Here is a 22,399-nt window from a genome sequence, read left to right on the forward strand (position 1 = left end):
ATTCGAACTCATATCGTCGGTACCGGAAACCGAAATTCTATCCATTGAACTACGGGTGCGGGGTTGTAACGGGGTGCAAATATAGCCTCTATTTTATTTTTTTGATAGTTTTCAAATAAAATTGTTTCCGTTTACGGTGGCTATAAATGCGTCTGTTTATATTTTCTTTAATAACTCCCAGTCACCCACTGCTTTAAGGTACATAAAATTGAGTAATACGCCATTTACATTGGTTATCAGTTTATGACCTTCTTCAAACGGAACTACGAACGTCTCAATGTATTCATGGTCCGAAAGCAGTCCCTGGCTTTTGTTATGATAAGACTGGATTTCGTCATGTGCCAGTTCCAATTCGCAATAATACAAATACATTGCCTCATCGCTGGTGCCTGTGGAAGGATAAAATGGTTCTGAATTTAACTGAACCAGCTGCTCTTTCTGCACTGCAATTCCTGTTTCTTCCCAAACTTCTCTCGCTGCAACTTCTGCCGCGTCGCTCTCACTGTCCAGCATTCCGGCAGGGTGCTCGTAAGTAAGTGAACCATCACAAATCCTTCTCTGTCTCACCAGAATAAGGAATTTCTCTTTTGTCAGGGTATTGATGAAACATATAAGCACGCACACAACTTCGCCTTTCAGAAAGCAGATCGGCGGGATTTTATTTCCTTCCGGTGTGGTAGCGTCTGTATATAGCAAAGAAAACAGCACTTCACCATTGCCGTTGCGGCGCGAATAAAGTTCGTCTATACGATGAATGTCAAGTCCATTCGATTCCAGTCTGTTTTTCCAAAGATTAAACTTGTGCGCGTCTACGAGTTTTTCGGCCATCGCAAGGTCGTTGCAGGTTAGTTATACAAAGGAAAAGAAATGGCTGCATACGGAACACCGTAGCTGTGAGAGAAACGGGTTTGTCCGTTGTCAAGTTTTTCAGAAGATGTGTAAGTAACTCTCCCATGCACATACCCCAGCTTAATGCCTATTCTATCGGTGATCCAATAGCGCAAAAATAATTCCGACTGGCCATTCTGATTATCCAGCACCAGCGGCAATGCATTAAGCGTGCTTGGAGCGCTGGAAACATAGGTGTTATAAAACTCCGAACCCTCTCCGTTAGTCAGCTTGCCGGCTGAATACAGACCGCGTCTCTTCGCTCCAAAACCGATAGCGATCAAATCCGTATTAGCGCCGATATCAAACCGCCAAATGCGCACATTTGCACCAACCAAAAAGCTGATGGTGTTTGTTGTGATTTTACCAAATTTTAAGCTATCGCCTGACATCGCTGTATTTTTAGGAGCGAGATCTGTTCGGTTTGCATAATACCCCGCACCTCTTACACCCCATCCTATTCTGAACCAGGGGAAATTATTAAGACTCAATTCCTGATGATACATTGCCGACGGCACCCAAACATCTTCCTTATATCCGAGCCCCAGGTCTACGCCCGATGTAACCCTTCCAAGCTGCTGACCGACACTTTTAATAGAAAAAACCAAAATTAACAGAACTGCAAGTCGTGCGATTTTCATTATAGTCAAAATAGTTATGTGGCAAAGGTAAAAAAATGTGCAAAAAAATAAGGCAGAGATATCTCTCTGCCTCATAAACTTCATAAATATTTGTATTTTTCTTCTAGAGACAAACTCAGGCAGTAGCTATTTTTTCGTTGCTTTTGGCTTTTTACCTAAGTCTCGCTTTAAAACAACAGCTCCCATAGGCGGCAGATCCAGCAATACCGAATTAGCTTTTCCATGCCACTCATCCTCACTGGCTGTCAGGCTACCGGCGTTCACAACACCACTGCCGTGGAATACTTCTGCATCGGAGTTGAAAATTTCCTTCCAGTTTCCTGCCGATAGTACACCCACTTTATACCCCGGCCGCGGCACTGGTGTAAGGTTTAGAATAATGACAATATTCAAGTTCGAATCAGAGGACTTTCTGGCGTATACCAGTACCGAGTTCTCCCTGTCCTGCGTATCAATCCATTCAAAGCCTTCGGCAGTAAATGAATGTTCGTACATGGCAGGCTCTGTTTTGTAAAGATTGTTCAGTGCTTTTACACATTCCTTCATACCCTTGTGTGGAGCAAATTCCAGCAAATGCCAGTCGAGGCTTTGCTGAAAATTCCACTCTGAGGTTTGTCCGAATTCACCGCCCATAAAAATCAGCTTCGTTCCCGGGTGTGTGAACATGTAGGTGAACATAACCCGAAGGTTAGCAAAGCGCTGCCATTCGTCACCCGGCATTTTATTAACCAACGACTTCTTACCATATACTACCTCATCATGCGAGAAAGGAAGCATAAAATTTTCGGAGAACGCGTAAACAAGGCTAAAAGTCAGCTGATCCTGGTGCCATTTTCTGAACGCCGAATCCTTTTCGAAGTATTTAAGCGTATCGTTCATCCAGCCCATCATCCATTTCATGCCGAAGCCAAGTCCGCCGACGAAAACAGGTCTGGAAACGCCTGGAAATGCAGTTGATTCTTCCGCAATTGTCTGGATATCCGGAAACTCTGTATAGGCCGCAATATTCATCTCGCGCAACAAAGAAATTGCTTCCAAATTCTCACGTCCGCCAAATTCATTCGGTATCCACTCGCCATGATTTCTTGAATAATCCAGGTATAACATGGATGCGACGGCGTCCACCCTGATTCCATCTGTATGGTACCTGTCCATCCAGAAAATTGCATTACTGATCAGAAACGAGCGTACCTCATTACGTCCGTAGTTAAATATGTAACTTTTCCAGTCAGGATGATAGCCTTTACGTGGATCTTCGTGCTCATACAAAGCCGTCCCGTCAAAACGGAACAAGCCGTGTGCATCCCCAGGAAAATGCGACGGTACCCAGTCCATATACACACCTATTCCCTCCTGATGGAAAGCGTCTATCAGATACATCAGCTCCTGCGGTGTTCCCATGCGGGAGGCAACGGAGAAATAACCGGTGATTTGATAACCCCATGAAGGTGGATAGGGATGCTCCATGATCGGCATCAGTTCCACATGTGTGAAGCCCATTTCCTTCACATAGGGAACCAGGCTTACTGCAATTTCTTTATAGGTCAAAAATCTTTCAGGATCGGAAGGATCACGCTGCCAGGAACCAAGGTGCACTTCATAGACGGAATGAGGCGCGTTGAGTTTGTTTTTCTCCTTCCTGATTTTCATCCACTCGGCATCACTCCACTCATACCAGGTATCCCACACAATGGAGGCTGTTTTGGGAGCTACCTCACACCACAAAGCAAAAGGATCTGATTTTTCGAGATGCTGACCGTCGTTGGAAATGATAAAGTATTTATAAACTTCACCCACGCCAATGTTCGGAATCCAGCCTTCCCAAATTCCCGAACTGTCCCAACGAGGCACAAGCTGATGTCCCTCCCGGTTCCAGCCATTGAAATTTCCTATCACAGAAATGGATGCTGCATTGGGTGCCCATACGGCGAAGTAAGTCCCTACAACGCCATTATTTTCCATTACATGTGACCCTAATTTTTCATAGAGTTTGAAATGTTTCCCCTGACGAAATAGATGAATATCAAAATCTGTAAAGCGGCTAATTGTTTCTACCGAATTAAATTGTTGCACTTGTGAATCAGAGCTGACCTCTTGGGGAGATTCTGCTATTGATGCAGTTTTAGTTTTACCAGTTGACTTAGCCATTAGATTTTATTCTTTTTACGAAAATCAGTATTAGTATGTAATATTTGCAATTTTATTAAACTATTTCTCAAAATGTATATATTTTTTTGTCTGCCAAATTTAAATTCGTTGACAGACAAGCGCTTTTTAGCGTGATGCCGACGCGTGCTTTTCCACCGCATCCAGCACACGCATGATATTTCCTCCCCAAATCTTGGTTATATCCTTCTCAGAATAACCCCTGCGAACCAATTCCTGCGTTATGGCTCCGATCTGGCTCACGTCATTCAGACCGATGACTTTGCCTCCACCATCCAAATCCATACCAATCCCTACGTGGTCCACGCCGGTCAGTTTGATAACATGCTCAATGTGATCCACTGCGTCGGAAACAGTTGGCAGATCTTTTTCGTACTTTTTATTATTTGCTTTCATTTCGTCACGAAGAACCTTTTTTTCTTCTTCCGACAAATCCGTTTGGCGCAGCTTCATACGCAATGTTTTCATTGATATTTCCTGGTCCTGAGACGGTTTTTTGACAAAACCAGGTACAAAGTTGATCTGTATCACCCCGCCGTTTTTGGCCAGTACTTTTATCATTTCATCTGTCATGTTACGCGGTACGTCGCACAGCGCTCGACACGACGAGTGCGAGGCTATCACCGGAACTTTCGTGAGTCCGATCACATCATAAAATGTAGAATCGGAAACGTGTGAAATATCGACCATAATCCCCAAACGGTTCATTTCTTTCACCACCTGCTCCCCAAAAGGGCTCAAACCGTTGAATTCCGGGCCGTCCGGATCGGTAGACGAATCGCAGATATCATTATTGAGCGAATGTGAAAGAGTGATGTATCTCAACCCCAGATCATAATACTGTTTCAGATTTTTGAGGTCATCACTTACCGGCCAGCCATTTTCCATTCCAATAAAAATCGCCCGCTTTCCTTCCTTGTGAAGCTTGTATCCTTCTTTGGAGGTTGTGGCAATTCCGGCCACTTCCGGATTCAGTCGCACTGCCTCGTGTATCTTGTCAAAAATGGCAAGCGCTTTGCGTTTTGCTTCGGCATTTGCTTCCCTGGTACGTTTTCCCTGGCCAAGATACACCGCAAAAAACATGGCATCCATCCCACCCTTTTTCATTCTTGGAAAGTCGATCTGCGACCCATCCTTTTCATAATCGTGCTCCACTGCAATATCAAATCCCTCTTTCATCATGTTGATGGGAACATCCGCATGCGTATCAATGGTGAAAGCTTTGTTGTGAATGGCGGCTGCCCTGGCTGCTATATTGTCGGGAACAGTTTGTGCCTGCGATAAAAAAGGGATTGCCAAAAGGAGTAATATCTTTTTCATAGAACCAGTAAAAAGCTGTAACGGAGTAAAATTCTTGAATCCTTTAAATTGAACCTTTTTTGGCAAAAAACCTATTCAAGCACCAAATCCGGAATATTAAAGGCGATCTGGTCCGGTATATAGCGACCCTGGCTGTCTTTTAAATGCTAACCGATGTTTCCAAAAACCGCAGTGAAAATAGCTGAACAATATACGGACGATGATCTTGTGCGAATGATTTGCAGGGAGAGCGACGAATCCGCATTTGCCGAACTTTACAAGAGACATGTAAAGCTGCTGGTTTATACGGCAATTAGAAAAACCGGTTTGAAGTCAACCGCCGAAGACATTGTTCAGGACACTTTCGTCAAATTCTGGATCAAACGCAGCACGTTTGATATCGAGAAAAATGTGCAGGCTTATCTTAACGGGATACTCAAAAACAACATCATTGATCACTACCATAAAGAACAGCGAAAATCGACCATACCTCTGGATGAGATTGAAAATCCGCTTGCTGATGATACGCAGGAGTATCTGAACCTGAATGTGCTCAGCCAACTTTACGAGCAGTCGCTTCTCAAACTTTCTCCAAAATGCCGCGTCGCATTCGAGCTCAGCAGAAAAGGTTATAGTCTCAGAGAAATTGCACAAAATATGGGTATTTCCGAGAAAACGGTTGAAGCACATATTAGTAAAGCACTTCGGCAGCTGCGTATTGAAATGAAAGATTACATTGCTTTTGCCCTGCTTGGGATCACCTGTCTTTAACCAGAAACTCTTCCGGCTTTGAAGCTCCACGCCGGATTATCCATTTTTTTAAAAATAAATTCATATTCAACTAAGGGATATTGTGCCAATACCCCGACTGTATCAGTATAGGTCACATTTTAACGTGGAATACTTATACATATATGAATAAAAAGACGCCTTCTTCCGACCTTCTGAAACGATATCTTGCCAACGACTGCACCGCCGGTGAGCGCGAAATGGTGGACGGTTGGTATAAAACCCTTCACCTCACCTCGGACGAAAAATTCACGGAAGAAGATCAGGAGCTTCTTTTCAACCGGATCGAAAATCAGATTAGTGAAATACAGCCTGCTCTGCATAGCAAAAGAAATACGTTTAACAATTGGTGGGTTTATGCCAGCGGTATAGCTGCGATGCTTTTGTTGTCAATTGGTTTCCTTTATTACACATCCAAAATTGACAGCAAGCACGAAATAACAACTGGTGAACATCCGGTTTTAATTACCAATAGGCAAAAGAAAGCGTTGAAGTACGAGCTGCCCGATCACAGCATTATATGGTTGCAACCGGAAGCCAGCATTGAGCATCCCAAAACATTTGATTCGAAAACGCGTGAGATCAGTTTTAGTGGTGAAGCATTTTTTGATATCACCAAAAATCCTGATCAGCCTTTTGTAATCAAAAGCGGAAAACTTAAAACGGTGGTGCATGGAACCAGTTTCAACATCAGGGCAAACCGGAACGACAGCAATTACCAGGTTTCCGTAGTTACAGGAAGTGTGTCTGTAAGCGCTTCTGATGGCGGGAAAGATACCGGAACGGTATTATTAAAACCTCAGCAGCAGGCGATATTCTCCACAGCCACCAACGACCTCACATTAAATACCATTAAAAACAAACAAACGGATATTGAGCCATGGCAACCGGTATCGCTCACATTTGACGACACCCGCCTGGGCGACATTGTAGCCCGTTTACAGAAAACGTTCCGTGTCAAAATATCGCTGTCCAATCCTGCCATGATGGACTGTGTCCTCAAAGTTGACTTTAATAATCAAAATCTGCCCGAAATCCTTGAAATGCTGAATACGCTGATGGTAAGCACATACGAAATTGAAGGCCAGCATATCATCATGTCGGGACAAGGCTGCGGAGCAAACTGACTATTCCTGAACCCTTAATAAAATCATGTAAACTGACTAGCCTATGATGTGATACACTGTACAATACAGGTCAAAAAAAATCAGGAGTGGTTGCGACACTCCTGATAGACAACTGACCAAAACCGCTAAAAGCGGCTGATTCTTCCGATCATTCAACCAGTCATTTGTAAAATTATGAAGAAACACCTGTATTCCAAATATGGAATCCTACTGACCATCATGCGCGTAACTTTTTATCAACTCATGTGCATTGTTTTCCTGTCGGCAATGGCTTATGCCCATTCCACGCCTGCCCAGGAACTGCTCAATCGCGGAGTGACACTGAACCTCAAAGAGGCCTCACTAAAAAATGCGCTCAATCAGATAGAAAATAAAGCCAGGATACGCTTTGCTTACAACCGTGATCTTTTACCGTTATCCCGCACAGTTTCGCTTTCTTTCAAAAACGAAAAACTGTCCGCTGTGCTGGAAAAACTTTTGCTTCCGTTAGGCATAAGTTATCAGGTAATGGGGGAACAAATATTACTATCCAGAAGCAAAACAGCCTATGCAGGACAAACCAGCACCGAATTACCAACCGTAACAGCTCCGCGAAAAGCGGATCTGAGTGTGAAAGGCCGGGTGTCGGATTCGAATAATAACGAGGGGCTTCCCGGCGTAAGCGTGTTGGTGAAGGGAACATCAACAGGTACCATCACCGATGTAAATGGTGCATTTGAGCTGGTGGTTCCAAACGAGCAGTCGATTCTTGTGTTCAGTTATGTAGGCTACATTGCTCAGGAAATAGCTGTAAACAACAGCTCCGTTTTAAATGTAAAACTCGTTGCAGATACCAAAGCACTGGAAGAGGTGGTGGTGATCGGCTATGGAACACAGAAAAAAAGGGACCTCACCGGTGCCGTTTCCAGCATTGACAACACCAAAAATGAAACCCTTCCGAATACCAACGTCATACAGGCATTGCGCGGAACAGTTCCTGGTGTGAGCATTAGTGCAGGTGGAAATGCGGGTTCAGGAAATGAGATTTCAATTAGAGGTCAGAATTCACTGACCGCCAATAATGCGGCATTGATTGTTGTGGACGGAATTATTTACAGCGGCCAGCTGGGCAATTTGAATCCAAACGATATCGCCTCCATTGATGTATTGAAAGATGCGAGTTCTGCGGCCATCTTCGGGGCAAAAGCAGCTAACGGTGTAATTTTGATCACTACAAAAAAGGGAACTACTGAAAAACCGACCATCCAGTTTAACAGCTACGCAGGAACCCAGGATTTCCTGATGTCTATGGATCTGGAAACACCTGAACAGTACATTCAAAAAAGACTGAATTATCAGAAAACGCTTGCTTACCGTGGTGTAGCGCCTCAGCCAAATCTGGATAATCCCGCACAATACCTCAATACCGATGAAATTGAGAACTTTGAAAACGGACGAACCACTGACGCCATAGAACGGGTATCGCAGCGCGCACCCATCCAAAGTTACAATCTGAACATTGGCGCCAAAACTGCAAAAACCAGTTACTACGTAGCAGGTAGCTGGACAGACCAACAGGGAAAAGTGATCGGAGATCAGTTTAAAAGGGCTTCGCTACGCCTGAACCTGGAAACAAGCATCACAGACTGGCTCAAATTCGGGACTAATTCTTCCTTTGCATTCGTAGATGTATCCAACTCACCAGCCAACCTGAATGCAGCATTTCAGCTTAGTCCTTTTGCAAGATGGTATCTTGATTCTGCCCAAACAATCCTGAATCCTATTCCGATGACAGACGGGCTGGTTTCCAATCCGTTGCTCCCGACTTTAAATCATCTGACCCACCAGCGAAAAGATCTTTTCGGGATATTTTACGGTGAAGTAAATGTGCCGTTTATTCCTGGGTTGCGCTATCGGTTTACCTATTCCAACAACATTATTAACAGGAAGGAATTCAATTTCACTCCCACCTTCAATGCCGGTGGACTAAACCGCGTTTCAAGCGCGAGTGACATGACGGCGGAGTCGCAGGATATGTATATTGAAAATCTGGTTAAATACAACCGGACCTTCGCAACTCAACACAACATTGATGCCACATTTTTATACAACTACAATTACGCTTATGAGAATGTGGTAACGGCCAGCGCGAATACATTCCCAACGGATGTGCTGACTTATTACAGCCTCAGCCTGGGTGAAAATCAGATTTCAAATGCCTCCTACTCCGACTACCGGGCAATAGCCATGATGGCCCGGATTAATTATAAATTTAAAGACAGGTATCTGCTCACATTCACCGGACGAAGAGACGGCGCCTCCGTTTTTAGTGCCAATAACAAGTTTGCTTTCTTCCCTTCGATGGCTATCGGCTGGGTAATTTCTGACGAATCTTTCCTGAAAAATGTAAAGTCGATAGACTTTCTGAAAGTCCGCTTCTCCTACGGCGTAAACGGAAACCAGGGAATTAACCGATACCAGTCGCTAAGCCGGATTGAACCCTCCACAGCCAACAATTACCTTTTCGGTGGAGCCACAGCCTACGGTATCGCTAAGACAAGTATGGGAAATGAGAATTTGAAATGGGAAAGTACTTACGCCGCCAATCTGGGAGTTGATTTTGAGCTCTTTAAAAACCGTATTTCCGGTAACCTGAATCTCTATCATTCGGACACTAAAGACCTGCTTGTATCACGCACCATTCCTACACTCAATGGTTTTTCCAGCGTTTTGTCAAATCTTGGCGCTGTCAACAACAAGGGTATTGAAGTGGTGGTGAATACGGTTAATATCAGGAAAGACGATTTTGAGTGGACTACTTCTGCCAACATAGCCAGGAACGTCAACAAAATCACAAAACTCTACGGCAACAAAGATGCCACCGGCAGAGAAATGGATGACATCAGCAACGGCTGGTTTATTGGTAAGTCTGTTCAAGCCTATTACAATTATGACGTGGATGGGGTCTGGCAAATCGGAGACGAAATTCCAACGGGCTTCCGTGCCGGTGACTACAAGCTGAAAGATTTGAATGGTGATGGCAAAATTACCCCGGATGCGGACCGATCGATTATTGGTTACAACGTTCCAAAGTTTACTTACGGAATCAGCACCAATCTCCGGTACAAGGGTCTCGGCCTTTATGTTCAGTTTAGTGGAATGGCTGGCGGAATGCGTAACAATGCCGCTATTTACAATCCGGCGTCGAGTTTTACATACCGTGTTCGGGACAAACATATCAACTGGTGGACACCCGAAAACCCGGGCAACGAATACACCTCCATGGACTATCAGAATTCTTATGGAATTGCCTGGCTTCAAAGCACTTCTTTCCTCCGCATTCAGGATGTATCGCTGTCTTACGAATTTGGCAAATCAATTTTGAACAGTTTAAAAATGAACCGTTTGCAGTTTTACATAAGTGCTAAGAACCCGGTTCTGTTTTCGAAATGGGGTGGCTGGGATCCTGAAACCACCGGCTCCGGTCGTGGGCAATATCCGACCATGAAATCCTTCACTGCCGGTATTAATCTTGGTTTATAATCATCAAATGACATGATAATGAATACAAAATATTTGAACTTCTGTAAAAATGCAACGCTGATTTTTCTGATTGCAACAGGATTGTACTCCTGTGACAGCGATATCCTGAAAGAAACTCCCAAGGATTTTTTCAGTACGGAAAATGCGTTTACTGATGCAAAAACCTTCCAGCTCGCTGTGAATACATTGTATGCCGACGCACGGAATTTTATTTACAACGACAACGGAACTGACAACGGCGGCTATCCATACCGCGAATATCTGCGCATAGGAACCGACGTAGCCAGTGTAGGTCAGAAACACCGCCCTTACCTGATGGTCGATTTCTCGCTGTTTAATTCCACACATGAAGCGTCCCGGTACTTTTGGAACAAGGCCTATCAAACGCTCATTCCGCGTTCCAATACCATTATTGCGCGTGCTGAACTACCCGGTGTTCCCTGGAAAAGTGATGCAGAAAAAAACGGGATCCTCGCCCAGGCCCGCTTCCTTCGGGCTTATGCCTATTATACCCTTGCCAACCTTTATGGAGATGTGCCGCTGATCACCCAGGAAATACTCACGCCACAATTTGAATTTACCCGCGCAAAAAAAGAAGATATACTCTTGCTGGTACGCCAGGATCTGGAATTTGCATCTCAGCACTTACCCGCAAATCCGGGGCAAATACCCGAAGGACAACTGACGAAGGCTGCCGCAGACATGCTTTTGTCCACCTTGTATCTACAATTAAATCTGCCAGACGACGCCATTTCGACAACTTCCAGGATCATCGATTCAGGACATTATCGCCTCATGAACGAGCGATTCGGAAACGATCCTACACATCATGGTCATTTTCCTGCAGGTGGTGGCGATGTGTTTTCTGACCTGTTCTGGGAAAACAACGCCAACCGAAGCGGTGGAAATATGGAGAGTATCTGGGTTATCCAAACCGCCAACCGGGTTCCGGGAGGCGCAGGTGGACCAAGCCTTTCCAGAACCTGGGGGCCCTATTACGGAAATCTGATTGCTCCTAACGGAAAACAGGGCATGACGCTGGCCGATTCTCTTGGTGGACGACCCGTTGGCTACGTTCGCACAACCAACTATTTCAACTACGATATTTGGGCAGGAGAAAACAAAAATGACATGCGCAACTCTCCATGGAATATCAAGCGCGACTGGTATTACAACAACAAATCCAATGCACTCTACGGACAAAAAATAGATTTTAAAGCACCAGGACTCATTGACACAATACAGTTTATTTACCCGATGGTCCGTAAAGGCGAAGGCATTATCGAGAGCCTGACCAGCAGTACCACACCGGACTACAAGTTCATTGTTTACCGGCTTGCCGAAACCTATCTGCTACGTGCAGAGGCTCATCTGATGAAAGGCGACCTGGTATCGGCGGCAGCTGATATCAACAAACTGAGAGCCAGGGCAAAAACAAAACCGGTATTACCTGCTCAGGTCAACATTGCCTACATTCTCGACGAACGGGCACGCGAACTGATTATTGAAGAGCCCAGAAGAATTACCCTTAACAGGCTCGGTTTATGGTATGACCGTACCAAAACATACAGCATGGATGAGCCGGCGTTTTTTTACCTGACAAAAAAGACCATTCAGCCGCATCACGCTTTGTTTCCTATTCCGCAAACCGCTTTGGACGCAACGCCAGGGCTTGGTCAGAATCAGGGATATAACTAATCCGGATATTTTAAATAACAGTTTTGCATTTGTTTAATATGAAAAAAACTATGGTTGATACCGCATCAGAATTTCACAGAAGTAACCTGAACTATCTAAGAATATTGTTTCTGGTTATTATCCTACCGTTGCTTTCCAACTGTGCTTCAATAGGCCAAAATGCTCCCGAAACCGATACGGTCAGGAAAATAGATGGCTACAAAGGGATATGGTTTACCCTTGGCCAGTTTTCCGAATACGGCGACAAATACTCGGGAGGGCTTGGCACATACACAGCCAAACACATTCCTTTGTCCGTTTATGCTCCGAAAGTGAACAAAACATTCTTCGTTTACGGTGGCACTACCGGCATTAACGACAGGTACCTGCTTTGCATGATCGGCAGCTACGACCACGCCGCCAACACCGTTACCAAACCCGTCGTCGTTTATGACAAAAAAGGCGTGAACGATCCGCACGACAATCCGAGCCTGGCCATGGATGATGAAGGTTATCTGTGGGTATTTGTAAGCGGAAGAGGAAGAACGCGGCTTGGTTTTAAGTACAGAAGTAATAAACCTTACAGCACCGATGGCTTCCAGCAGATCACGGATGAGGAAATGACGTATCCGCAGCCCAAGTACATTTCAGGTAAAGGATTTCTGCATCTTTTTACCAAATACACGGGTACAAGAGAATTGTATTTTGAAACCAGTAAAGACGGCATAACCTGGACGGAGGATAAAAAGTTGGCGGGAATCAAAAGACCCGGAGACAAAAACAGCGGTCATTACCAGATCAGCGGTCAGCATGGGAACAAGGTTGCTTTCTTCTTCAACTGGCATCCGAACGGCGATGTGGATCAGCGTACGAATATCTATTATTTGCAGACTACCGATTTTGGGCAGACCTGGACGACCATTGATGGCAAAGAAATTCCGGTTCCTTTAACGGATATGAACACACCTGCCCTGCTCCGGGAATATTACAGCAAAAAGAAAAATGTGTATATCAAAGATGTCAATTTTGATGAAAAAGGAAATCCCATTGCACTCCATGTATCCGGAACGGGGCATCAGCCTGGTCCTCAGAACGGACTAAAAGACTGGTCGATTCTCTATTACAATGGAAAGGAATGGGAAGATCATAAAATCACGACCTCCGATCACAACTATGACACCGGAAGTCTGTTCGTTAAAGGCAAGGAATGGATCGTGGTGGCACCTACCGAAAACAGTCCTCAGAAATGGGGAGGCGGCGGAGAAATTGTAATGTGGAAAAGCACAGACAAAGGCAAAACCTGGAAAAAGACCAAAAAACTGACAAGCAACAGCCCGCGTAACCACAACTATGTACGCAAAGTAGTCAACGGAAAAGATCCTTTTTATTTTTTTTGGGCAGATGGCAATCCTGACAAAATGAGTGAATCAAGATTATATTTTGGAAACAGTAAAGGTGACGTTTGGCAGCTTCCTTACGATATGCAGGATGAGACTGCTATACCTGTCAAAATGAAATAACGTAGATTGGATTAAAGCTGATTTTAGTAAAATCTGCCGTCGAAAGGCAAATATATTTTCTAAACAAATAGTGGTTGGCCTGCGGTCGGGTAAGCCACTACTTGTTTATAACCTCTGCTTCCTTGTCTATATTTTGTTCAAACAATTACAAAAAAGCACCTGAATCACTGTTCCATACCATACCACTACCTGGATATCCACAAATTTACCTACACCATTCAGCAGTATTCGTGAAAATTAGTGTAATTCGTGGCAACAAATGAAAAAGCGAATTCCACGAAATTTACAATGACCGACATACAGATTATCGCCTTTGACGCTGACGATACACTTTGGGTAAACGAACCATTTTTCCTCGAAACGGAAAAAGCATTCTGTGATATGCTGGAAGATTTTCTCCCCCACCACAGCCTTTCCAGGGAGCTGCTCACTATTGAAATACAAAACCTGAAACATTATGGATATGGTGTTAAAGGATACATTTTATCTATGATCGAAGCAGCCATTTCCATCACAGACAGGCGGATTGGCGTTGAAACGATTGAACGGATTCTTGCGCTGGGAAAAGAGATGCTCGACAAAGATATTGAACTCATTGATGGTGTTGAAGATGTGCTTGAAGCCCTTCATGGCAAGTATCGTCTGGTGATGGCAACCAAAGGTGACTTGCTGGACCAGGAAAGAAAACTGAATAAATCGGGACTGGCAAAATACTTCCACCACATCGAAATTGTTTCTGAAAAACAGGAACCGGAATACCGGAAACTCATCAAACATCTGGATATCCAGCCCGAGCAATTTCTGATGATCGGGAATTCGTTGAAGTCAGATGTGTTGCCTGTCCTCAATATCGGAGGGCACGGTTTTCATGTACCTTTTCACACGACCTGGGAACACGAAAAAGTAGAAGCTCATATTGAACACGACAATTTCAGACAGCTTACTACAATCCGGGAGGTGCTCAATTACATTAACTAACCTATGACAATACTTGATTTAGATAACTGGCCAAGAAAAGAACATTATCACTTTTTCAGCCAGTTTAGTGAACCCCTTTTTGGTATTTGCGTTGAAGTGGATTGTACCAAAGCTTACCAGAAAGCGAAGGAATCAGAAACTTCATTTTTCCTTTACTACCTGCACAAATCCCTGATGGCTGTTAATCAGATCGAATGCTTCCGGTACCGGATCAACGCTGATAAACAGATTGTTATACACGACAAAGTTTCCGCATCCGCAACCATAGGCAGAGAAAACGGTACGTTTGGTTTCAGTTACATGCCATTTGACGAAAATTTTGAAATTTTCAAAAATACCTCCGACGTGGAAATTGAAAGGATTCGCAATACGACCAATCTTTTCCCGGACTACATTGCCGATGACGTAATCCATTATTCTTCGTTGCCCTGGCTTAAATTCACGTCCATGTCACACGCAAGAAATTTAGCATTTCCGGACAGTGTACCCAAAATTTCTTTTGGTAAAATGACCTCGAATGGTAACACAAGGACCATGCCTGTTTCCATTCACGTTCATCATGCATTAATGGATGGCCTGCACGTGGGTGAGTATGTTGATCTGTTTCAGGATTTGCTGAATGCCTAACCGGTCCGTTTGACGCCATTTTGTTAGTACGATCGAATAACTCGCCTTTTGTAACAAGTTATGATCAATCTCCGGAACCTCTATATGCCCGTTCAGCCTACTGTAAAGCAGTCGGCTGAACACGTAACGTACCAGGAAATTGTACCAGTTGCCGAGTTATCGAACTTCATTTATTGTTACTGGAGACTGAAAACCAGCGAACCATTATCCGATCCTTTTCATTATCGGGTGGTTGCCGATGGTTGCATTGATATCTTCTTTGAGCTGAACAACCCTGCGGAAAATTTCGTGATGGGATTTTGTAAAAAGTATACCGAATTCCCGCTCGAAAACTCCTTTGACTACGTGGGTGTACGCTTTTTCCCAAGCATTTTCCCTCAGCTTTTTAAGACAGATGCATCCGAACTAAGCAACCGCTTCGAACAACTATCAGCCGTAATTCCCGATACGGCAAGTTTCATCTCAGAGCGTTTCTCCAACGAGTTGACATTCCCCCAGATCAAAGAAACCTTCGACAGTTATTTCCTGAACCTTATTCAAAATACTGCTTTCAGCAACGATACAAGATTCTATAATGCAATGGAAATCATCCTGAAAAATTATGGTGTGATCAACATTGAAACGGATCTTGACACAGGTCTAAGTCCAAGACAACTTCGGCGACTATTCGAATTTTATGTGGGTGATTCCGCCAAAACTTTCAGTAAAGTTGTACGTTTTCAGAACATTCTCAGAGCAAAACCCTCCGGACAAAGTTTGAAACAGAATAAGCTCTTCTCTGATACGGGATACTACGACCAGGCACATTTCATTAAGGAATTCAAAACCTTCTATGGTGTAACTCCTGGCAAACTGTACGGAAGGTGAAAGTTGTCCGAATTTTACAATTTTTCTGTTTCCAAGCATGCGAAATTTGTATGGTAATCAAACAGAATAATTGTTTTATGAAACGCTTGACCATTTTTCTGATAGCTTGCTGTATTTCCACAGGCTGTTTTGCTCAATCTGTTTTACCATCTAAAAAACCAGAATCTATGAAACTGAACGCAGGAAGTGTAACCGACAAATTGACTGAGACCAAAGCTTTTTATACAGAAGTTCTGGACTTTGGCATCACATTCGAAAATGAGTTTTACCTGTTACTGCACACGCCAGGCAAGCAAAATGAAATCAGCTTTTTGCTTCCCAATCACCCAACTCAGCAGCCGCTGTTTCACAAACCGTTCAACGGACAAGGTATGTACCTGACAATCGAAGTGGATGATGTTGACAAGATTTACAAAAGCTTAAAAAAGAAAGGAATAGAAATCAAAATTGACCTGAGGGATGAACCATGGGGAGACAGACATTTTACCATCTCTGATCCGAACGGAATAGGGATTGATATTGTGAAGTATGCTCCGGGTAATTAGCATCAGAGCACGAAATCCACTCGATCAAGTGATTGGTTTTATAGGTGCATTACTGATTTGAGGAATGCAAAAGAAATAAAATCGTATTTTTGCAAATCAAAATAGCAGCCTGATTTGAGGCTATTACGAATTACAACAAGATTTATGTCGATTTCCAAAGAGTCCGATTTACTAGGCATGCAGAATGCGAGCGAGGCCGTAGCATATACATTAAAGAAAATGACACAGTACGCTCAGCCCGGGATGACGACGAAAGAGCTTGATGAATTTGGGGCAAAAATATTGAAAGAGTTTGGAGCAAAATCAGCTCCCCACTCCACGTATGGCTTTCCCGGATGGACCTGCATCAGCGTGAATAATGAGTTTTGCCATGGAATTCCTTCCAGAAGAAAATTGAAAGAAGGAGACCTCATTAATATTGACGTTTCCGCTGAGCTAAACGGTTTTTGGGCCGATAACGGTGGTTCTTTTGTACTTGGGCAGGATATTAACCAACATCAAAAGCTGGTTGACGCATCGAAGGAGATTTTGGTAAAAACAATCAGCAATATCAAAGGTGGTGTTAAAATAGCGGATATTGGTCATTTGATGGAAACCGAGGCGAAAAAGCGCGGTTTCAAAGTGATCAGAAATCTGGCAGGACATGGTATTGGAAGAGGTCTTCACGAGCAGCCGGATGAACTACTGAATTATAAAAACAAACATGATATTAGACGGTTCAAAAAGAACTCGGTTGTTGCTATCGAAACCTTCACCTCCACCACGTCTTCATATGCAGATCAACTAAGCGACGGCTGGACAATGGTAGGAAACAAAGGTGGATTTATGGCTCAGCACGAGCACACAATCGTTGTTACGGACAACGCACCGATCATATTGACGGAGATGAACGGGATATTTAATTGATATATTGAACCAGTTTTTGTAATACTCAATGGATTGACTAAAAGGTAAGTGTCGCAAAACACTTGCTTTTTTTATGCTTCCAAATCCGTTATTTTGAAATTTACCAAATCAATTATTACTCAGCACAAGGCTGCTCCACAATACCTTCACAAACAAGTATATTGGTTGGTCCAAAAATCGCTGGACAAAAATTTAAAGTCACTTTTGACTCTCTTACCGGATCGCGGTGGATCTGCATGTAAAAAATGGTATCTCTTGCGTGCACTGAAGCGGGAAGATCCAGCATAGCTGCGGTATACCTGGGATTAGCATCATCACCCGATTTTGTCGCCAGTGAAGAAGGTGACAGGATTTCCACCAAATAGAGAGGCTCGGTCGCAGGACAATAATTCATTACAAATCTTGCTTTAACACATTGTGTTTCTGAGCGGGGAGCCATCTTCTCATCACATGATGCAAAGAAACAGATGGTTAGCGAAAATAGAATGGTGTATTGTCTTTTCATAACGTCGGGTGGTAAGAAATGCATTCGAGATGCTCTGAGAAGAGATTCGAAGTTATTCAAATTAGCAATATTATACAATTTTAACTTTATTAAAACGTATCCCATCCACTCGAACACAATTTTGCAGTTCATAATTATCCCAAATATCGTACGGTTTCTTCCGGCAAAAATTTACTAAATTCGCCCATTACCTGACTGGTAGAAATGATTGTCATAAGAGCATTGTGACAATAATTTCATTTTGAGCAGGGAGGTAAACAAGCAAATTCTCATCTTCATGCCTTTTACATCAAACCCCGAACTCCCGTATGTCAATCTGCCTTTTGAATGGCAAGGCACACCCGTTACCGAAAAAGGACGTTTTGTAAATCATGAATTGCCGTTTAACGAGTCGCTCATTGAGCTGTTGAAATGGCAGACACAACGCAATCCGCAAAAAGCCGAAAAGCAAAATGACTTGTGGCGGCTTAATGTGCCGGAAAGCTGTGATTTCCTTAACACTCAGGAAGATGTGATCGTATGGCTGGGGCATGCATCTTTTTTTATACGGCTCTCAGGGATTTCAATTCTGATAGATCCTGTGTTTGTGAATAATCCATTTCTACGCCGGCTTTGCCCGCTTCCTGTTCCCATCGAATCATTCAAAAATCTCGATTACATACTGATCTCGCACGATCACCGCGACCATTGTGATGAAAAAACCATCCGTTTGCTGGCGGCCAACAATCCGAATACAACCTGGCTCACAGGATTAAATATGACCAAGCTTCTGAGTGGTTTTACCAAAAGTTCTAAAATTCAAACAGCGGGCTGGTATCAGCAATATGAAACAGATCCAAAACTAAAAATCACCTATGTTCCTTCACGCCATTGGGGAAAACGAGGGCTTGGCGACACCAACCTGCGTCTCTGGGGTGGATTTGTTATTCAATGTGCTGGTAAAACGATCTACTTCTGCGGCGATTCCGGTTACGGAAGTCACTTTGCCGATGCAGCCAAAGTCTTCCCGGATATTGATTATTGCCTGGTTGGAATTGGCGCTTACAAGCCTGAATTTTTCATGGGACAAAGCCACACTTCACCGGCTGATGCATTCAGGGCATTTCTGGATACGAAAGCAAAAATGATGATTCCCATGCATTACGGAACCTTCGACCTCGCAGACGAACCCATTGGTGACCCGATCCGGGTATTGAAACAGCTGGATCATACCAAAGGAAAAATCAAATATCCGGATGTGGGTGTTTCTTTTTTATAAACCACCATCCTCAAACTTTTCCCTTAAATTGTAGGATCGTCATTCCACCACAATTCTCAAACCCAATTATTAAAACCTATGAAGAAATTATATGTTTTTTTGCTGCTGACTTCGACATGCTTCACGGCATTTGCTCAGCAGAAGGAAAAAATTAAAGCAAGCGACCTTACAAAAATCAATCAGGTTGGATCCATCGCCATTGCGCCAAATGAGAAGAAGGCCATTTATACCCTCCTCACCACGGAACCTGTCGCCGACTCTCCTTTCGAATACGAGTATCGCACGCATTTGTATCTGGTAGATCTGGATAACAAAAATGAACCCGTAGCCCTCACACGCGGCAGTGAAAGTGCGAGCCAGCCCGAGTGGTCACCTGACGGGAGCAAAATTGTTTTTGTTCGTAAAATCAAAGAAAAAAACCAGCTGTTTGTATTGCCATTGAACGGTGGAGAAGCATGGCAACTTACCTCTATCGGCTACGGTGCGGGCAATCCCAAATGGTCGCCGGATGGAAGTAAAATTCTCTTTAATGCAGGCATGTCGTTATCTGAAATCCTGAAAGATTCGATCCTGAATCCGGGAGGAAGAGTACCAGCCTGGTCTATGGAAAAACCTGGGTTTGACGACAACAATTTTATCAAACCAAACAAGGACATCAAACCAAATCCGGATGGATCAATTGCAGAAATCCGTGCTTATCTGAATAAGGATGTAGAGGACAAAAAAGCGAAGGTGATCAACCGGCTGAACTTTCAGGGAGAAGCCTCTACGCAGCCGGAACTTAACTTTTCCCACCTTTACACAATCGAGGTAAAAGAAGGAGCAAAGCCGCAATCAATCACCAAAGGGTTTTACAGTTTTGGCCAGGCAACATGGACACCCGACGGGAAGATCATTATGGTAACTCAGGGAGACAGCCTGCAACATCCCGATCGCAGCAAAGCCAGCCGGATATTAAGGACCAACGCTGAGGGAAACGCAGTAACGGTTTTGCTTAGCGATCCCGCATACAGTTTTAGTCAGCCTTCGGTATCGAAAGACAATAAATATCTTGCTTATGTTACCTCCACCGCGGCTCTGAAACCGGCAACACTGGATCAGGGACATATTGGTATTTTAACATTTGGTTCAGAATCCCGTCCTTACGTATCGCCGTTCGACCGCAGTGCCGGAAACCTTACCTGGGCGGCCGACAGTAAATCACTCTATTTCACAGCTGCATCCAACGGTGGATTTCCGGTTTACAGAATGAACGTGATCAATAAGAGGGTGAACCAGCTAACAGGATACAATGCAGGGATTAACAGCTTTGATGTGTCAGCAAATACAGCAGTGTTTGCCAAAACCGAAGTTGCCAATCCATCGGAGCTGTTCACGTCTGATACTGGTTTCCAGACGGAAGTGAAACGCAGCAACCACAACACGGAATGGCTGAAAGGAAAACTTTTGAGTTATCCTGAAAAAAGAACGCTGACCAACACCAAGGGGCAAACCATTGAATACTGGGTAATGAAACCGTCACAAACCGAAGCAGGCAAAAAATATCCGCTTCTGCTGCAAATGCATGGCGGTCCGACCGCCATGTGGGGACCTGGCGAAATTTCGATGTGGCATGAGTTTCAGTTCTTCTGCTCGCAGGGATATGGCGTTGTCTATGCCAATCCGCGTGGTTCCGGCGGTTATGGGCTGGATTTCATGAAAGCTAATTTCCAGGACTGGGGAACTGGACCAGCCTCTGACGTACTTGCTGCCGCATCCGACGCAGCCAAAGAAGCATGGGCCGACACGGCAAGACAAGTTATTACTGGCGGATCTTATGCGGGGTATCTTACAGCCTGGATCGTAGGGCACGACAACCGCTTTAAAGCTGCACATGCGCAAAGAGGTGTATATGAGCTCACTACTTTTATGGGCGAGGGTAACGCGTGGAATCTTGTTCCCAATTACTTCGGCGGTTATCCGTGGCAGGCCGAAATCAAGAAAATTATGGATGCTAATTCGCCACAATCTTTCGTTGAAAACATTCACACGCCACTGCTGATCAAACATGGAGAAAGTGATCTGAGAACCGGTGTGATCCAAAGCGAACTGCTTTATAAAAGTTTGAAAATATTGGGCAGAGACGTGGAATACGTTCGTATGCCGGGCGGAACCCATGAACTTAGCAGAACCGGAAACCCACGCCAGCGTATAGACAGAACGCTTCGTATTTATGAGTTTTTTGAAAGGTATGTGGGACAGAAGTGAGTTTCGAAGAGGTTTTTAGTTCAAAGTTCACAGTAGGTTTAAAACTTGATATTATAAACGAAACAAGGTCGGCAGTGATGTCGACCTTGTTTTGCTTTCACGACCAAAACCCCTGCACCCGTATCGAATTGGGCTGGTCTTTTCTCTTTTTTAATTCCTTCCGGAGCGCAATGCTCGTCGCAATGTGACCCACAATGTAAACTTCTGAATAAGTAAGATCCTGGTCTTTGGTCCATTCCAGCAATGACTCAAATCCACCAATATCATTTTGTTTAACAGGTCGCACTTTCCATCTGAAATTATTGAAAAATTCGACCATGTGCCCGTCTTTCGCCATGGAAATGGCGCCTGAAATTTGCCTGCCATGAGCGAGTTGTTGTAAAGCAAGAAAATGGGCCAAAGAACTCATATCACCCAGTACAATCAGATTGCCCGGCACAGCACGATGAAATGTGTTCCCTACACCGACGTACGTGATGGCATCTCCTACCGACAACAGACGCACCCAATTACTGCCTGGTCCTTCGTGTACCGCATCCACATACAAGGTGCATGTACGTGTCTCATCATCCCAGCCTGCGGGTGTATAATCTCGGTAAAGGCCTTCGCCCACCTTGATTTTGATGTGCTGCACTTTTTCCCAACCTGACATATCCATATTTGGGAAATGTACATCCACTTCAAAAAAAGAATCAGGCTCCCAGGCACGGATCGCAATCACCCTACCGGTTTTTGCAAATGCACTCTCCATCAAACTGAGCGCCTTTTGTTTTAAAATATTCATATCGTTAAACTACAATTAGCGTTCTGAGAATTGACATACATCATCGCCAGATT

At 44.0% G+C, this 22,399-nt stretch carries 18 protein-coding genes; 12 read left to right on the forward strand and 6 right to left on the reverse strand.

Features of this window, described 5'->3' with window-relative positions; genetic code table 11:
* Positions 1-156: 156 nt before the first annotated feature.
* The 4 genes from LZG71_RS04185 to LZG71_RS04200 form a co-directional block, all read right to left on the reverse strand.
* Positions 157-828, reverse strand: a complete 672-nt coding sequence (locus LZG71_RS04185) for an NUDIX hydrolase (protein ID WP_233817305.1) — start codon at positions 826-828, stop codon at positions 157-159.
* 17 nt (positions 829-845) lie between these two features.
* On the reverse strand, positions 846-1,529 hold the full coding sequence (locus LZG71_RS04190; protein WP_233817307.1) for a hypothetical protein: 684 nt from the start codon (positions 1,527-1,529) through the stop codon (positions 846-848).
* Positions 1,530-1,655: 126 nt separating this feature from the next.
* Entirely contained in the window at positions 1,656-3,677 is a 2,022-nt protein-coding gene (glgB, locus tag LZG71_RS04195) for a 1,4-alpha-glucan branching protein GlgB (RefSeq protein WP_233817309.1), read from the reverse strand.
* Between the two features lie 126 nt (positions 3,678-3,803).
* Positions 3,804-5,015, reverse strand: coding sequence for a dipeptidase (locus LZG71_RS04200; protein ID WP_233817311.1), 1,212 nt, complete (start codon positions 5,013-5,015; stop codon positions 3,804-3,806).
* A gap of 153 nt (positions 5,016-5,168) precedes the next feature.
* Between LZG71_RS04200 and LZG71_RS04205 the strand changes: the two genes are divergently transcribed.
* The 10 genes from LZG71_RS04205 to map all read left to right on the forward strand — a co-directional run bounded on the left by LZG71_RS04205 (position 5,169) and on the right by map (position 17,552).
* The gene (locus LZG71_RS04205) at positions 5,169-5,765 is read left to right on the forward strand and encodes an RNA polymerase sigma factor (RefSeq protein WP_233817313.1); all 597 of its coding nucleotides are present in this window, start codon (positions 5,169-5,171) and stop codon (positions 5,763-5,765) included.
* Between the two features lie 143 nt (positions 5,766-5,908).
* The gene (locus LZG71_RS04210) at positions 5,909-6,910 is read left to right on the forward strand and encodes a FecR family protein (protein ID WP_233817315.1); all 1,002 of its coding nucleotides are present in this window, start codon (positions 5,909-5,911) and stop codon (positions 6,908-6,910) included.
* A gap of 174 nt (positions 6,911-7,084) precedes the next feature.
* Positions 7,085-10,432, forward strand: a complete 3,348-nt coding sequence (locus LZG71_RS04215; RefSeq protein ID WP_233817317.1) for a TonB-dependent receptor — start codon at positions 7,085-7,087, stop codon at positions 10,430-10,432.
* An 18-nt stretch (positions 10,433-10,450) separates the two neighbouring features.
* Positions 10,451-12,130, forward strand: a complete 1,680-nt coding sequence (locus LZG71_RS04220; protein WP_233817319.1) for a RagB/SusD family nutrient uptake outer membrane protein — start codon at positions 10,451-10,453, stop codon at positions 12,128-12,130.
* A gap of 38 nt (positions 12,131-12,168) precedes the next feature.
* Complete coding sequence (locus tag LZG71_RS04225; RefSeq protein ID WP_233817321.1) at positions 12,169-13,629, forward strand: BNR-4 repeat-containing protein; 1,461 nt, start codon at positions 12,169-12,171, stop codon at positions 13,627-13,629.
* A 288-nt stretch (positions 13,630-13,917) separates the two neighbouring features.
* Positions 13,918-14,607, forward strand: a complete 690-nt coding sequence (locus LZG71_RS04230; RefSeq protein WP_233817323.1) for an HAD family hydrolase — start codon at positions 13,918-13,920, stop codon at positions 14,605-14,607.
* A gap of 3 nt (positions 14,608-14,610) precedes the next feature.
* Positions 14,611-15,234, forward strand: a complete 624-nt coding sequence (locus LZG71_RS04235) for a chloramphenicol acetyltransferase (RefSeq protein ID WP_233817325.1) — start codon at positions 14,611-14,613, stop codon at positions 15,232-15,234.
* 60 nt (positions 15,235-15,294) lie between these two features.
* Positions 15,295-16,101, forward strand: coding sequence for a helix-turn-helix domain-containing protein (locus LZG71_RS04240; protein ID WP_233817327.1), 807 nt, complete (start codon positions 15,295-15,297; stop codon positions 16,099-16,101).
* A gap of 167 nt (positions 16,102-16,268) precedes the next feature.
* A complete protein-coding gene (locus LZG71_RS04245) occupies positions 16,269-16,646 on the forward strand; it encodes a VOC family protein (protein WP_233817329.1) in 378 nt (125 codons plus the stop codon).
* 144 nt (positions 16,647-16,790) lie between these two features.
* Entirely contained in the window at positions 16,791-17,552 is a 762-nt protein-coding gene (map, locus tag LZG71_RS04250) for a type I methionyl aminopeptidase (RefSeq protein ID WP_233817331.1), read from the forward strand.
* Between the two features lie 115 nt (positions 17,553-17,667).
* Here the strand turns inward: map and LZG71_RS04255 are convergent, their stop codons facing one another.
* Positions 17,668-18,057, reverse strand: coding sequence for a hypothetical protein (locus LZG71_RS04255; RefSeq protein WP_233817333.1), 390 nt, complete (start codon positions 18,055-18,057; stop codon positions 17,668-17,670).
* Positions 18,058-18,334: 277 nt separating this feature from the next.
* Here LZG71_RS04255 and LZG71_RS04260 point away from each other — a divergent pair, with 277 nt between their 5' ends.
* Both LZG71_RS04260 and LZG71_RS04265 read left to right on the forward strand, forming a co-directional pair.
* Positions 18,335-19,315 carry an MBL fold metallo-hydrolase gene (locus LZG71_RS04260; protein ID WP_233817335.1) on the forward strand — a complete coding sequence of 327 codons (981 nt, stop codon included), beginning with the start codon at positions 18,335-18,337 and terminating at the stop codon, positions 19,313-19,315.
* 78 nt (positions 19,316-19,393) lie between these two features.
* Complete coding sequence (locus LZG71_RS04265; RefSeq protein ID WP_233817337.1) at positions 19,394-21,562, forward strand: S9 family peptidase; 2,169 nt, start codon at positions 19,394-19,396, stop codon at positions 21,560-21,562.
* Between the two features lie 97 nt (positions 21,563-21,659).
* Here the strand turns inward: LZG71_RS04265 and LZG71_RS04270 are convergent, their stop codons facing one another.
* Positions 21,660-22,346: a hypothetical protein gene (locus tag LZG71_RS04270; RefSeq protein WP_233817339.1), complete on the reverse strand. Its 687-nt coding sequence runs from the start codon at positions 22,344-22,346 to the stop codon at positions 21,660-21,662.
* Positions 22,347-22,399: the final 53 nt, after the last annotated feature.

It is taken from the genome of Dyadobacter sp. CY312 (assembly GCF_021390535.1).
Taxonomy (GTDB): Bacteria; Bacteroidota; Bacteroidia; order Cytophagales; family Spirosomataceae; genus Dyadobacter.

Bases quoted from the DNA above. Each gene is read 5' to 3' on its own strand.
- LZG71_RS04270 (WP_233817339.1), bottom strand. From the start codon at position 22,346: ATGAATATTTTAAAACAAAAGGCGCTCAGTTTGATGGAGAGTGCATTT.
- LZG71_RS04265 (WP_233817337.1), top strand. From the start codon at position 19,394: ATGAAGAAATTATATGTTTTTTTGCTGCTGACTTCGACATGCTTCACG.
- LZG71_RS04240 (WP_233817327.1), top strand. From the start codon at position 15,295: ATGATCAATCTCCGGAACCTCTATATGCCCGTTCAGCCTACTGTAAAG.
- LZG71_RS04260 (WP_233817335.1), top strand. From the start codon at position 18,335: ATGCCTTTTACATCAAACCCCGAACTCCCGTATGTCAATCTGCCTTTT.
- glgB (WP_233817309.1), bottom strand. From the start codon at position 3,677: ATGGCTAAGTCAACTGGTAAAACTAAAACTGCATCAATAGCAGAATCT.
- LZG71_RS04255 (WP_233817333.1), bottom strand. From the start codon at position 18,057: ATGAAAAGACAATACACCATTCTATTTTCGCTAACCATCTGTTTCTTT.
- LZG71_RS04215 (WP_233817317.1), top strand. From the start codon at position 7,085: ATGAAGAAACACCTGTATTCCAAATATGGAATCCTACTGACCATCATG.
- LZG71_RS04220 (WP_233817319.1), top strand. From the start codon at position 10,451: ATGAATACAAAATATTTGAACTTCTGTAAAAATGCAACGCTGATTTTT.
- LZG71_RS04245 (WP_233817329.1), top strand. From the start codon at position 16,269: ATGAAACTGAACGCAGGAAGTGTAACCGACAAATTGACTGAGACCAAA.
- LZG71_RS04225 (WP_233817321.1), top strand. From the start codon at position 12,169: ATGAAAAAAACTATGGTTGATACCGCATCAGAATTTCACAGAAGTAAC.
- LZG71_RS04205 (WP_233817313.1), top strand. From the start codon at position 5,169: ATGTTTCCAAAAACCGCAGTGAAAATAGCTGAACAATATACGGACGAT.
- LZG71_RS04235 (WP_233817325.1), top strand. From the start codon at position 14,611: ATGACAATACTTGATTTAGATAACTGGCCAAGAAAAGAACATTATCAC.
- LZG71_RS04230 (WP_233817323.1), top strand. From the start codon at position 13,918: ATGACCGACATACAGATTATCGCCTTTGACGCTGACGATACACTTTGG.
- LZG71_RS04190 (WP_233817307.1), bottom strand. From the start codon at position 1,529: ATGAAAATCGCACGACTTGCAGTTCTGTTAATTTTGGTTTTTTCTATT.
- map (WP_233817331.1), top strand. From the start codon at position 16,791: ATGTCGATTTCCAAAGAGTCCGATTTACTAGGCATGCAGAATGCGAGC.
- LZG71_RS04185 (WP_233817305.1), bottom strand. From the start codon at position 828: ATGGCCGAAAAACTCGTAGACGCGCACAAGTTTAATCTTTGGAAAAAC.
- LZG71_RS04210 (WP_233817315.1), top strand. From the start codon at position 5,909: ATGAATAAAAAGACGCCTTCTTCCGACCTTCTGAAACGATATCTTGCC.
- LZG71_RS04200 (WP_233817311.1), bottom strand. From the start codon at position 5,015: ATGAAAAAGATATTACTCCTTTTGGCAATCCCTTTTTTATCGCAGGCA.